This is a genomic window from Rathayibacter sp. AY2B3 (assembly GCF_002931755.1).
Taxonomy (GTDB): domain Bacteria; phylum Actinomycetota; class Actinomycetes; order Actinomycetales; family Microbacteriaceae; genus Rathayibacter.
Window position 1 is genome coordinate 1 of sequence record NZ_PSUG01000022.1, and the last position, 11,708, is coordinate 11,708.

Genomic DNA, 11,708 nt, shown 5'->3' on the forward strand with positions numbered 1-11,708 from the left:
GCCGGCGGTGCCGTCCCGTGATGGGCCGACCCCTCACGGGTCTGCACCGCCGGCCCTCCCCCACCTCCCGACCGCGACATGCTGACTTGTAAACATGCCTACAAGTCAGCACGCGCGGCCGGTGTGGGTCACAGGCACCAGTCCTCGGACCAACCGGAGGGCGGGACTACAGCGTGCGCCTCGCCGGTCCAGTGGAGGTAGTAGAGCGTGCTGCCGTAGTCGTGATCCCCCGCGGTGACGTCCATCTGGCGGTTCTCCACGTCCGGCTCCGCGCTGTTCCACCGGGTCGAGACGTCCACCGCGCGGAGTTCCCCGGAGTCGGTCACGAGCGTCTGGCAGACGGGGCACCGGAGCGCTTCGTACGTCTCGCCGTCGTCGGTCACCGTCTCGATCAGCAGCTCGGGGGCCGCTGCCCACACCTGCTGGTGCAGCTCCTCGATCGTGGCGAGCAGCGCCTCCGCGCGGCTCCCCGGCGTCTCCTGCGTGGTGGTGGCGTCGAGTTCGGTATCGACAGTCATCGGCGTGGACTGCATGATGTGGCGCTCCCTTGTCTGATCGTTTTTTTGTGCCTCTCCGGCGGGAAGAACCGTTTGAGTGGAGGCGTCGCAGTGACGCCTATTCCGGGCGAGATAAGGGAGCCTGCGACCGCGCCCGGAATAGGTTGCACGGAGACGACGGAGCGAAATAGGTTTGTACCGCGGAGAGGAACAAAAAACCTCGAAGCAGTGCCGCGCAGCGGCTCCCGGTCGCCGCAGGCGATGTGCGCGAAGCGCACCCCGCGCCTCGAGCGGAACACCGGGGAGGGTGAGGGGCCGGCCCCTCACGGGACGGCACCGCCGGCCCTCCCCCGCCGAGAGCTGAGAGCCGCTGTCGGCGCCGGATGGGACGATGGAGGCATGTGGGAGCTGGCACACCGGACGCGCGCGGAATCGGCATCAACGGTGGTGCGCAGTAGCGCGGCGACGAGCGCCGCGGCGATCGTGGAAGTGCGCGCAGCGATCCCGGAGGATCACGTCATCCTCTACGTGCTCCGCGTCAAGAACTGAGCGGGCGCTCTACTCCGCGGCGCTGCGGCGGGGTGCGCGTTGGGTGGTTGTGGTGACGACGGCGGTCGCGCGGGTGAGGTTGGGGCCGATGGCGTCGGCTTCGAGGACGCGGCCGGTGCGGCGGTTCTCTCCTTCGCCCCAGGCGACGGTGCGCTCGTAGCCGACGACGATCACGGCGTCTCCCTTGTGGAGGGAGGCGAGGACGTGCTCGCCGAGTTCGAACTTCGCTTCCACGTAGTGCGTGGTCGGGGCGTCGTGCGGGGTCCACTCCCCCGCGCGGTATTCGCCGGTGTTCTCGATGACGCGCAGCTTCACGATCTGGACGCGGCCCGCCTGCACGGCCTCGGGGTCGGCGGCGAGGTTGCCGGTGATCGTCCTGGTGCTCATCTGTCGTCTCCTGCTCGTTCGGTTCGTGGGTCGTCCCGTCGACGTCGACGGGGATGCGCTTGGGGTGTTCTGCTCTGGTGCTTCGGTCTCGATACCCCAGGACGTGAGAGCGTCGCGTCGGGTGACCTCGACGGACGGCTCGGACAGCGCCCTGCGCTGTTCGAGCTCGGCGCGCGTCACGGCGTAGGCCGGGAGACGCCGCTCGTCGCCGTAGGCGAGGCGGTAGTACCGATCGGCCTCGTTCTCCGCCCAGTCGACCTCGCCCTGCCGGTCCGCGCGCCCGGCGAGATACCCTGCCCGGTACTCGTCGCTCTCGACGTTCGGGCCGGTCACGCTGCGTGCTTCTCGATGAGGTCCGGGCGGAAGCCCGACCAGTGGTCCTCGTCGCTCGCGACGACCACCGGGGCGGCGGAGTAGCCCAGCTCCTCCGTGACGTAGGCGAGCGCTGCGGGGTTCGTCGTGACGTCGACAGTCGTGTACTCGATGCCCTTCGCGTCGAGGGCTCGGTAGGTCGCGGTGCACTGCACGCACGAGGGCTTCGAGTAGACGGTCAGAGCCATGAGGAATCTTCCAGATAGAACTCCATGTGCGCTTCGAACTCCTCGCGCTTCTCCTCGGCGCAGTGCGCGTGGATCCACCACCCGGCCGCGTCGCGGTCACCGGCCTTGTCGAGCATCTGCGCGATCACGTTGACCTTCTCGCAGGAGAGAGTGGGCGAGACGGTCATCGCCACGCGGAAATTCGCGAGGGCCGCGGTGTAGGTAGCGCCCGCGGTGAGGAACGCGGTCACCGCCTCGTCGTAGGCGGCCGCAGCCGCGAGATAGATTGTCACGGCGTCGGCCTTCGGCTGCTCGGTCATCGCTTCGCTCCTTCCGGGGTGTGCGCGTCGCCCTCGTCGTCGTCGGTCGCGTGCTCCGCGATCCACAGGTCGGCGGCCTCGTCTCGTCCGAATGCTCGCAGGAGTCCGGCCAACGCGTCGACCTCGCAGCAGCTCATCCGGACGGCCAGATCGTCGGCGGTGTCCCCGTGGGAGAACACGGACACGAACTCGGCCACCGCCTCCGGGAGGGTCGGTGTCTGCGGTTCGGTGGTGGCGGTGTCGGTCATGGTGAAGTCCTCTCGTCGTCGGGTCCCGGGCGGTGGTCCTGCCCTGCCCCTCCCCCTCGTTTTTTTGCCGTGATTCTCAATCAGATTTGTCAAGCCAGCGGGGGTGGTCTGGCCGGATCGTTCTTCCTTCTCTCCCAGCGTTTTTTTGCCTGGAAGGCACGTAGTGCCGAGCAGGGTCGGAGGTGGGAGCGCAACCCGGAGGGCGGCGGAGGAGAGGTTGTCGGCGCGATGGGAGGGAGCGCAGCGACCGCGTGCCGAGAACCTCGGAGGAGCCGGCCGCGCAGCGGCTTGCGTGGACGCCGGAGGCCCGTACGCTGCCGAAGGCTTCCAGGCAAAAATTCGCGCAGCGCACGACACCGCGCCGGCCTGAGGTCGGCGTCCGCTTGTTCGCGATCTGATGCGCGGAATTGCGGCCGCTCGAAACGGTCCCGACGCTGGACGTCCTAGCGACCGCTCTGCAAGGCAGAGTACAGTTGCTCTACACCACAGAGTGATCGGAGCATCATGTCGCTGACTCGCACGCCCTTAGAAGAACGGGTCCGAGACGCGCGGCACGTGTCATCACTTCCGCTGATCGTCTCCGGCGTCGGAGTGGTAACAGCCGGACTGCTGCCCCTGGCCGGTTCGACGCTGTTCACCGTCGGCTTCCTGATTCCTGCCTTCACGAGCATCGCTCTCTGGATCGTGCTGAGGGCTACTGCTGCTCACGCAGGTGTGGGAATGGGGCGCGAGCGCATGGGGCCGATCGCGGCCGTCATCGCCGCAATCTCGATCTTGACGTTTCTGCCCACGATGTTCGCCGGTCCGGCCTTTCTTGTTGAGTTCGTCGGTCCGGCGTTTCTTGTCGGGGTGCTCCTGTTCGCGATCGGTTGGCGACTCGAAAATCGCAGCCAGTGGCTTGCTGGCCTCGGGGTGGCAGTAGTTTCCCCCTTCCTCTTCAACAGCTTCTTGCAGGACGCTGCCCCCGAGAGCGGGTTGATCCTGGGTGCTTCCTACGGTTCCACGCCTTTGTCAATCGATGGCGTCGTTCTCACGATCGCCGGCATCACCCTCGTCGTTCTGGGTATTACTGCTTTCCGGCAGGAGACGGGACGTGCCCGTGGCACCAGGCGCTGAGGAGTCGACCGACGACGAGTTCGCGTCCTTGGACGATGCCGTCCACCAACGAACGCGTCTTGCGATTTTGACCATCCTTCACGAGGCCGGCGAAGCCGACTTCCGGTTCCTGCGCACCACCCTCGACCTCACCGACGGCAACCTTGGACGACACCTCGAAGTCCTACTCAGGGCCGGTCACATCACCACACGACGGGGCTACGACGGCCGCCGAGCCAAGAACTGGGTCGCTCTCACTCCTCAGGGCACCGCCGCCCTCAGCATCGAAGTCGAAGCACTGCGCGCGATTGTCGCGCGCGTCGATCGCGCGCAGAATCCCTGACCAGGATTACCCCGCAGCGAGGTGGTTCACCACGAGTGACGGTTGCCGATGCCCTCCCACGGATTCCCGCCAGCACCGAGACCACGAGCCGCCGACCCATCTGCGATCGTCCCTGACGCGAACGCGGCGGGCTCTGCGCCTGTGGGGTGATAGCTGGTCTGGTCGCGGAAAATTGCCCAGATGACGTTGATGCGGCGTCGGGCGAGTGCGATCAGTGCCTGCTTGTGCGACTTGCCCTCGCCACGTTTTCGCTCGTAAAACGAGCGAGAGACCGGGCAGTTCCTCGACGCGATGAACGCCGCTTGGAAGCAGGCGTTCAACAGCCGCCGGTCGTAGCGCCGTGGCCGGTGGTGGTTGCCGGAGATCTTCCCGGAGTCGCGCGGCACGGGAGCGAGGCCCGCGAAGCTGGCCAGCCGGTCGGGCGTCTCGAATGCGGCGAGGTCAGTACCGGTTGCGGCGAGGAAGTCCGCGGCGAGCCTGCGCCCGAATCCGGGGAGCGACACGAGCAGATCCGCAGAACTGCTGTCCTGTAGAACGGCGTCGATCTCGGCCTCGAGCTCGGCGAGTTCGTCGCGGATGCGGAGCAGATCGCGGGCGGACCGGCTCACCAGCCGGGCCGCGGCATCCTCCCCCGCGACGACCGAGGTCTGCTCGCGCGCGGCTTCCACCGCCGTCTTAGCGACGGCCGCGGACTTCCAACAGCCCTGCCCCTTCAACCACGACGCCAGACGGCTCTCCCCCGTCCGCCTGATCGCGGACGGCGTCGCGTACCGGGTGAGCAGCACCAGAGGTCCCCTGGTCGTCGCGTAGTTGAACGCTCCCTCGAGTGACGGGAAGTAGTGGACCAGGATGGCGCGTAGCCGATTTACGGCGCGGGTGCGGTCGTGCACCAGGTCCTCGCGCCGGGCTGAGAGCAGGCGCAGCTCCGCGGTGACGTCGTCGGCCTGCCGCATCAGCGTCACGTCTCGTCGGGTCCGGGCCTGGTCGGCGATGATGACCGCGTCCTTCGCGTCCGTCTTTGCCTCGCCTCGGTAGGCGCCCGAGGCGTGATGAACGACCCGGCCCGAGATGTAGAACAGCGGCTGCGCGTGGGAGCTGAGCAGCGTCTGCAGCAGCCCCGTTCCGCCGTGGTTGAGGTCCGTCGCCCACGCGACGTCGGTGCCACCCGGCAAGGAGGCGACGTCGCCCATCAGGGTCAGGATCGCTGACTCTCGGTTCTTGAAGCGCTGCGAGAGCAGCTTGGTTCCGTTGCCGTCGATGACGACGCAGTGGTGTTCGGTCTTGCCGGCGTCGATACCGGCCCAGAGTTGGGGCACGCAGGGTCCTTCCGTTGAGGGGTGCGGTGCGCCGTGAACGACCGTGCCGGCATGTCCTTACGGGGCGATCTGGTCGCGTTTCTCAATGAGCGGTCCTGCCGTTGCGGGGTCCCGGGCGGCCAATCACGGCATGCCATCAGGCGGCTGAAGGCGGTCAGCCATACCCAGGACCCCTGGCGCGTTCCGGAGCCTACAACTGCCCCGCATCCACGGAAATAACGGTAAGGAAGGCGGTTCTCCGCCTTAGCAACCGGAGGGCGCAGTGCAACCCGGAGGGCGGCGGTGGAGAGAGTTTCGGCGCGATGTGAGGGAGCGCAGCGACCGCGTGCCGAAAGTCTCGGAGGAGCCGGTGGCGCAGCCACTTGAACGGAGCCCGTAGGTAGCTACGACCGCAGCGAAGCGGAGGGAGCCGCCGAAGGCTTCACGGCAAAGAAACGTGAGCCCAACGGGCGAACATCAGCGGCCGGCACAGCCGGCCGAACCTCTGGGCGGCGCTCCGTCGCTGCTGCGCGAGTGCAGCTCGCGCCCCGGAACGGGATACCGGGGAGCGTGAGGGGTTATCCCTCACGGGGCGGCAACGCCGACCCTCCCCCACCGTCGACCGCGACATGCTGACTTGTAAACATGCCTACAAGTCAGCACGTGCTGTGGGGACTCGAACCTCCGTCACCAGAGTTGCCGAGCCGTGGGTTCGAACAGCGCCGCCGCCACCGCGCAGGTCCCCCGGAAGATAGCGGCGCCGACGCGCAGTAGCTCGTGGGTCATCCGATCCCGCGTCTGCCGGCTGCTCCCAATCACGGGGTCACCGCGGATGGCGAGTGACGGCCTGGGAGGGCCGGACGGCCCGGTATGCATGTAGGGAAGTTGACTTGATTACATGCTTACTTGTCATCAGCTTTGCGTCCCTCGTACTGGGCGAGGAGGAGTTGAAAGGCTTCCGCAGCGAGCACCTGTACGGGGACGCCCTGCTCGGCCGCCAGGATCTTCACCGCTCGGATCGACTCCTGGGGGAGTCGAACGGAGAACACGGCGAGCTGGGTCGGCGGCACGAAGGTGCCTTCGCCCACCTGGGCTCTCTTCGGTCGAGCTGCGCGGCCCGCGGCCGCAAAGCGGTTCTCGCTCACTTGACGATTCCCTTCAACTCCGCGAGCACGTTTCGGTACTGGCCAGGATCGGTGATCGGCAGGCCGTACGCCATCGCGAGAGCCTGCGCCTGCGGGATCTCGCTCGTCAGGACGGGGACGCCGAACGGTTCGAGCGCGTCGCGGATCTGCCCAGCGGCGACCGTGCGCTTGACCACTCGGGTGAGGAGGGTGAAGGCCGGCGCGTCCGTGAGAGCTTGAACCTGCTCGATGAGGTTGACCGTCTCCGCGTACTGGGAGAAGTCGCCGCTGGTGGGTTGGATCGGGATCAGGATCAGGTCAGCGGCTCGAGCTGCTGACGTCGTGATACCCAGATCGCCCGGGGGAGTGTCGATGAGCACGTTCTGGTGGCTGCTGCTCAACCAGGGCTGCTTGTGGATCGTGTTGCGAGGCAGCCCGGTCGCGTCCCAACCGAGGGTGTTGGCCCAGTCGAGCGCGCTGCCCTGCGGGTCGCCGTCGACAATGAGCACGCTCTCCCCGGTTTCGCGAAGCGCTGCTGCGAGATGGATGACGGTCGAGGTCTTGCCCGACCCGCCTTTCAGGTTCACTACCGCTGTAATCATGTTGACAAGACTACCAGTCTGCATGCTGACATGTAAACATGCTGACGTACTGACTTGGGGGATGTGCGGTTACTGGGGCCGTCGCTCGACGGCGGACGCCCAGACCCACAGTCGGCGGCTGGCGTCGCGGTCCTGCCACTCGACCATGACGGCTCGGGCGGTCCAGGCGATGGCGTAACCCTCGACGCGAACGGGGTTGCCGGGGTAGCGGACCCAAGCCCAGACGGGCAGGGGAGTGGCGGCCCAGGTGGGCCGCTGCCGGGTCTTGTCTAGCTCGTCGTCGGTCAGGCCGATGGGGTGGCCGCGGCCGGCCGTCTCTTCGATGCGTCGATCGATCTGGGCGCCGACATGGCGCTCGTAGCGTCGGTTCGTTCCCACGCCGCCAGTAGAACATATGTTCGAACGCGCGTGCGGTCGACGTCATGCGGCGGTCGAGGACCACCAGAGCGAGCCGGGGGCGAGCATGCCGGTGCGTCCCCAGTGCAGCGCCTCGCGGTGATCGCCGCGGCCGGCGGCGTCGCGGGGGTAGAGCGGCCAGACGCGCTCGCCAGCGGTGCTGTCCTCGAACAGGGGTCGGCTCGACACGTGTCGGCGTCGCGGTCGTTGCCTGGGGGAGGAGGACCGGTGAGCGAGCTCGGCTTGCCACCAGGCCCAGACTTCGCGCTCGACGTCGTAGCGGTGCGCTCGATCCGTCAAGACTCCGTCGACACCGATCGCGCGAGCGGCGGCGGTTCGGAGGTCGCGCTTGGCCTGGGTCCAGCCGTTGGTGTGCTTGACGATCAGGCGGTGGGTGCGCAGGCGGGAGAGGGCTGTGGCGGCGGTGCGGGTGGTCACTCCCAGCAGTGTGGCGGCGGCGTCGACGGCGAGGGTTCCTTCTCGGCGCAGCAGCGCGTACGCCTTCCCTGCCAGGTGTCCGAGGCCGGCGCGGGTGAAGAGGTCGTGCCGAGTGTCCGTGAGGTCCGCCTCGAGCGTGGTGAGCAGCATGGTTCGTTCAGTGAAAAGCGGCCCGGGGGGGCGGGGGTTATTAGTGGTTGTGACCGGACCTTGCAGTGAGCCTGTGGAAAAGTGCTCGGACAGTCGCCATTCGCTGGCGTTCGATCCGTCAGCGCGGACGACGAGCTGCACGTAGCCGTCCTCGCGCAGGCTCCGCAGGGCGCTGGCGGCCGTGGTGCGTCCCAGGCCCGCCAGGAGGGCCAGGTCGCGGATGGACGCGGCGACGGTGCGCTTGCCGGTGTGCAGGGTGAGGTAGGCCAGGGCGGTGAGGATCGTCTTCTCCGACGTCGCTCGCTCGGTCCTGCCCCACCGGCCCGGGCTCACCCGGAACCGGTCGAGGAGGCCGCTGACGGCGCCGACGATGCTGCCCAGCTCCGCCAGGTCGCTCATTTCGCGCTCGGGCGGGAGAACGGCGTGCAGCGCCGCGTACTGGCGGGCCTTCTCCCACTGCCGCGCCAGTCGCTCCGCGGCCTCGTCGCGGGCGCGGGGCCGGCGGTGGCCGCGGCCGGTGTTCTTGGTCCGGTAGTGCTCCATCCCGGGCGCGCTTCGGGCGGCGTGCTCGACGTCGGTCAGGGACCAGCCGGCGTGAGCAGCGGAGAGCAGGCACATGAACGCGGTCCACGATGGATTCGCGCCGCCGCCGGCCGTGGCCATGTGGGCGGCGCCGGCAGCGCTCAGCGTCCGGTGCGTGTGGTGTGCGGTGGCGGTGGGTACTGGGGGAGTGGCGTCGACGCGCTGCGGCGGACGGGACGCTTCCAGCGCGACCGTGACGGCATCGATGGCGGCCGCGGTGACGTTCGTGTCCAGCAGCTCCTCTGCGCGGCCGCGGAGGACCCTCGAGAAGCTGCCGTCGCGGTGCGGGGAGAGCGGCGGCCGGGCGGCGCCGGTGCGCGGGTTGCGGAGCATCCCGTGGTCGAGGGTGCGGAAGTTTGCTCGAGCGGCGATCGCCAATCGGGCCACCTGCTCGGCTGGGGCGGCTTCCGCGAGAGCGACCCACAGGTGGCGACCTCCGGTGCCGGAGGACTGGCAGACGACGTGAGCGACCTGGTGCGCGTCGAGGACGGCGGAAAGCGCGTCGCAGTCGTCCGCGGCCTGCTCCATGAGGTCGGCGTCGACGCCGCGGGAGTCCTTGCCGTCGAAGTCGAAGCACAGCAGCCGGAACGCTCCGGCGTCGTCGGTGAGGTAGATCGCCCACGGGGCGGCCGGCGCGACGGGGGAGACGGGGAACGCGGCCGGATAGGCGTTCTCGTCCAGGCGCCCGTAGGCATCCGGGCGCATCGTGCGCACCGCGGCACGGGGGCTCAGTCGGCGCGTCAGTGCCCAGGGCGCCGAGAAGGAGTCAACTTCGGCATTTTGGGCGTGCGCAGACACAGCAATGTGGCTTACGATGAGGTCACTTCTCCTCCCTCGGGGGGGATGGATGAGGCCCGGCCTGAGAAACCGGTCCTGATCAACTGCTTCACACCTGTCGCCCTGGTAAGCCTTTGGTGTGAAGCGAGAGCTTCTAGGCCCGTCGCGTGAGCGGCGGGCCTAATGCGTTAAGTGGTGGTGATCGGCGGCTCCGATCGGGACGCGGTGACCCGCGGGAGCGCGCCGTACTTCGCGAGCAGCTCGCTGTAGAGCATGTCGACGTAGAGCGAGACGGTCACGCCGCTGGCGGCGGCAGCCTCGGAGACGGCATCACGGTTGGTGGGCAGCACGCGGGCGTTGAGTTGCACCGCCGCCGCTCCATCGTTCCGTCGTCTTCTTCCCATGCGGCTCATCATGGTGTGAGTGCTAGCAGTATTCGGGGAGTGGTGCGGCGTGTCGAGTGTCATGGTCGTGGTCGCTGTCCCCTCTGCCTGCATCCAACGTGGGTGAGGCTGCCCGCTGGTCTGCGGCACTCTCGACCTCTGACTAACGTAATCGATACTTCACCGTAGCCGTTAACACCTGTCAGCCGGCCGCGGGGCGAGCGATGCTGGCGATTGCGTTGGAGACGGCCGTCATGTGGCGGGCGCCATCCGAAGCGACCGTGTTGGTTAGGTAGGCCACGACGAGCTGCGTGTCCGGGTCGGCCCAGGCGACGCAGACGTTGGACCCGTTGTGTCCGAACGTTCGCGGGCCGGCTATCGATCCGAGCGGCGGGTAGAGGTTGGGGGTGCGACCGCCGAGCTGGAATCCATGCGCCCAGAGGATCGGCGTGTGGGCGAAGCCGTCGACGTCGGCCTCGGTGGAGCTGGCGATCGTCGCCTGGGACAGGATCTCCGGTGAGACAACCTGCGTGTCATCGCGGCCCCGGCCATCGTTGAGCAGCATTTCGTAGAACCTGGCGACGTCGCGAGCGGTCGTTGAGATTCCGGCGCTCGGGATCACGGCCATGCGGACGGCACGGCTGTTCAAGGCCCCCATGGCGAGAGGTACGGAGCTGCGGATGGAGACGCATCGGGAGAGGTCGTGTTCAGCGACGCCCAGCATGGTGTTGGTGGCGCCGAGCGGAGTGAGCAGCACGTCGTTCATGACGTCGCGGAGAGGACGCCTGGTCACTCGTTGAATCACCTCGCCCAGGATGAAGCCGTAGGTGAACACCTGGTAGGAGGGAACGGTGCCCGGCACCGTCCTGAGGCGAGCGCTCTCGAGGTTACGGATCGAGCTGCGCCAGTCGGTCATCGCCAGGGCGTCCCCGATCAGTCCGCGCGAGGTCGAGAACCCCGCACGATGGTGGAGGACCTGGCGGAGAGTGATCGATCCTTTCCCGTGACGAGCGAACTCCGGCCAGTAGTAAGAGACTGCGGCGTCGATGTCGAGGAGCCCGTCTGCGGCCAACTGGTGCACGAGGATGCTCAGGTAGGGCTTGCTGACTGACCAGGACCAGAAGAGTCCATCGGGTGCGTACCCCTGGGAGTGGTCGAGAAGGACGTCACCGCCCCTGAGGACGACGAGCTGCGCGGACCCTCCTCGCTGACGAACGAGGTTGACCACGGGGGACAGCGACTGATTCACCCACACCCCCGGTTCTCGTGCCCGGAACTGGTCGGGGCCTGCTGAAACTAACAGTGCTCTCTACGAGCGGCTACCGTGGTCAGCATGGCTGCGAGAACAGGTAACGGCGCGTCCGAGTATTCGATGCGCGTTCACGCAGCGATCAAGACCTTGATGGCCAGAGCCGGTCTTTCGAACGTCGACTTCGCGACGCGCACGGGAATGACGCTGACCTACTTCTACGCGCGGATGCGCGGCGACGCGATGTTCGACACGAACGATCTGGAGCGCTTCGCGCAGGTTTTGGGAGTCAAGGTCGCCACCATCTTCACGATGGCGGAGGAGTTCGGCGAGCCCACCGCGGACGTTGACGAGGTGGTCGTGCTCACGAACGGTGTCGAGTTCGCCCGACGACTGAGCGTCCTCCTCCCGGCCGGCACGAGTGCGAGTGATGACGTCGCGGGGATCCCGGCGGCACGGCTGTCCGAGATGCTCGGCGCCACCGCGCGGTTCGGCGTGACTCGGAGCGAGCTCACTCGCCTCACCACTCACTTCCAGGTCCCTGAGGCGTTCTTGACGGAGCTGACGACCTCGGAGGACACCGCAATGATCGAAGCTGACCTCGAGCTGCGCCGAGCGCTCGCATCCAAGGGTGTCGAGCCGCTGGCGGCCCGGTCCCTCGGGGGAAACCTTTCCCCTGCTGCCATCCGCGGCATCGCCGCGTCGATCCGCGAGCTACGCGAATAGTGGCTGTA

General features: G+C 67.7%; 16 protein-coding genes. 4 read left to right on the plus strand and 12 right to left on the minus strand.

Annotated elements, in window-relative coordinates:
• Positions 1–128 precede the first annotated feature (128 nt).
• Positions 129–518, minus strand: a complete 390-nt coding sequence (locus tag C5C24_RS08875; protein WP_146078845.1) for a hypothetical protein — start codon at positions 516–518, stop codon at positions 129–131.
• Positions 519–896: 378 nt separating this feature from the next.
• Between C5C24_RS08875 and C5C24_RS17935 the strand changes: the two genes are divergently transcribed.
• Positions 897–1,046, plus strand: coding sequence for a hypothetical protein (locus tag C5C24_RS17935; protein WP_181072908.1), 150 nt, complete (start codon positions 897–899; stop codon positions 1,044–1,046).
• A 9-nt stretch (positions 1,047–1,055) separates the two neighbouring features.
• Here the strand turns inward: C5C24_RS17935 and C5C24_RS08880 are convergent, their stop codons facing one another.
• From C5C24_RS08880 to C5C24_RS08895, 4 genes are read right to left on the minus strand one after another with little or no spacing between them, the layout of a single operon-like run.
• Entirely contained in the window at positions 1,056–1,766 is a 711-nt protein-coding gene (locus C5C24_RS08880) for a single-stranded DNA-binding protein (protein ID WP_104227118.1), read from the minus strand.
• A complete protein-coding gene (gene nrdH, locus C5C24_RS08885) occupies positions 1,763–1,993 on the minus strand; it encodes a glutaredoxin-like protein NrdH (RefSeq protein ID WP_104224209.1) in 231 nt (76 codons plus the stop codon). The genes C5C24_RS08880 and nrdH overlap by 4 nt, the downstream gene beginning before the upstream one ends.
• Entirely contained in the window at positions 1,984–2,292 is a 309-nt protein-coding gene (locus C5C24_RS08890) for a hypothetical protein (protein WP_104224210.1), read from the minus strand. The genes nrdH and C5C24_RS08890 overlap by 10 nt, the downstream gene beginning before the upstream one ends.
• Entirely contained in the window at positions 2,289–2,540 is a 252-nt protein-coding gene (locus tag C5C24_RS08895) for a hypothetical protein (RefSeq protein WP_104224211.1), read from the minus strand. Before C5C24_RS08895 ends, C5C24_RS08890 begins: the two co-directional genes overlap by 4 nt.
• Before the next feature lie 504 nt (positions 2,541–3,044).
• Between C5C24_RS08895 and C5C24_RS17635 the strand changes: the two genes are divergently transcribed.
• Positions 3,045–3,656 (plus strand): hypothetical protein, encoded by a 612-nt coding sequence (locus C5C24_RS17635; protein ID WP_146078846.1) that lies wholly within the window; start codon positions 3,045–3,047, stop codon positions 3,654–3,656.
• 28 nt (positions 3,657–3,684) lie between these two features.
• Positions 3,685–3,978, plus strand: coding sequence for a transcriptional regulator (locus C5C24_RS08900; protein ID WP_258062327.1), 294 nt, complete (start codon positions 3,685–3,687; stop codon positions 3,976–3,978).
• Positions 3,979–4,004: 26 nt separating this feature from the next.
• Here the strand turns inward: C5C24_RS08900 and C5C24_RS08905 are convergent, their stop codons facing one another.
• The 7 genes from C5C24_RS08905 to C5C24_RS08935 all read right to left on the minus strand — a co-directional run bounded on the left by C5C24_RS08905 (position 4,005) and on the right by C5C24_RS08935 (position 10,974).
• Positions 4,005–5,294 carry an IS110 family transposase gene (locus tag C5C24_RS08905; RefSeq protein ID WP_258059506.1) on the minus strand — a complete coding sequence of 430 codons (1,290 nt, stop codon included), beginning with the start codon at positions 5,292–5,294 and terminating at the stop codon, positions 4,005–4,007.
• 881 nt (positions 5,295–6,175) lie between these two features.
• The gene (locus C5C24_RS08910) at positions 6,176–6,361 is read right to left on the minus strand and encodes a ribbon-helix-helix domain-containing protein (RefSeq protein ID WP_104224213.1); all 186 of its coding nucleotides are present in this window, start codon (positions 6,359–6,361) and stop codon (positions 6,176–6,178) included.
• A gap of 53 nt (positions 6,362–6,414) precedes the next feature.
• Positions 6,415–6,999, minus strand: coding sequence for an AAA family ATPase (locus C5C24_RS08915; protein ID WP_181072910.1), 585 nt, complete (start codon positions 6,997–6,999; stop codon positions 6,415–6,417).
• A 69-nt stretch (positions 7,000–7,068) separates the two neighbouring features.
• Positions 7,069–7,377, minus strand: a complete 309-nt coding sequence (locus C5C24_RS08920; RefSeq protein ID WP_104227116.1) for a hypothetical protein — start codon at positions 7,375–7,377, stop codon at positions 7,069–7,071.
• A gap of 42 nt (positions 7,378–7,419) precedes the next feature.
• Positions 7,420–9,270, minus strand: coding sequence for a hypothetical protein (locus C5C24_RS08925; protein ID WP_181134912.1), 1,851 nt, complete (start codon positions 9,268–9,270; stop codon positions 7,420–7,422).
• A gap of 260 nt (positions 9,271–9,530) precedes the next feature.
• Positions 9,531–9,710, minus strand: coding sequence for a hypothetical protein (locus C5C24_RS08930; protein WP_104224217.1), 180 nt, complete (start codon positions 9,708–9,710; stop codon positions 9,531–9,533).
• Positions 9,711–9,927: 217 nt separating this feature from the next.
• The gene (locus C5C24_RS08935; RefSeq protein ID WP_181072912.1) at positions 9,928–10,974 is read right to left on the minus strand and encodes a serine hydrolase; all 1,047 of its coding nucleotides are present in this window, start codon (positions 10,972–10,974) and stop codon (positions 9,928–9,930) included.
• A gap of 84 nt (positions 10,975–11,058) precedes the next feature.
• On the opposite strand from C5C24_RS08935, the gene C5C24_RS08940 reads away from it, so the two are divergent.
• Positions 11,059–11,700, plus strand: coding sequence for a helix-turn-helix domain-containing protein (locus tag C5C24_RS08940; protein WP_146078848.1), 642 nt, complete (start codon positions 11,059–11,061; stop codon positions 11,698–11,700).
• The last annotated feature ends 8 nt before the right edge of the window (positions 11,701–11,708 follow it).

Coding starts and splice junctions, on each gene's coding strand:
- C5C24_RS08875 (WP_146078845.1), bottom strand. CDS start 518: ATGACTGTCGATACCGAACTCGACGCCACCACCACGCAGGAGACGCCG.
- C5C24_RS17935 (WP_181072908.1), top strand. CDS start 897: ATGTGGGAGCTGGCACACCGGACGCGCGCGGAATCGGCATCAACGGTG.
- nrdH (WP_104224209.1), bottom strand. CDS start 1,993: ATGGCTCTGACCGTCTACTCGAAGCCCTCGTGCGTGCAGTGCACCGCG.
- C5C24_RS08890 (WP_104224210.1), bottom strand. CDS start 2,292: ATGACCGAGCAGCCGAAGGCCGACGCCGTGACAATCTATCTCGCGGCT.
- C5C24_RS08895 (WP_104224211.1), bottom strand. CDS start 2,540: ATGACCGACACCGCCACCACCGAACCGCAGACACCGACCCTCCCGGAG.
- C5C24_RS17635 (WP_146078846.1), top strand. CDS start 3,045: ATGTCGCTGACTCGCACGCCCTTAGAAGAACGGGTCCGAGACGCGCGG.
- C5C24_RS08915 (WP_181072910.1), bottom strand. CDS start 6,999: ATGATTACAGCGGTAGTGAACCTGAAAGGCGGGTCGGGCAAGACCTCG.
- C5C24_RS08925 (WP_181134912.1), bottom strand. CDS start 9,270: ATGCGCCCGGATGCCTACGGGCGCCTGGACGAGAACGCCTATCCGGCC.
- C5C24_RS08940 (WP_146078848.1), top strand. CDS start 11,059: ATGGCTGCGAGAACAGGTAACGGCGCGTCCGAGTATTCGATGCGCGTT.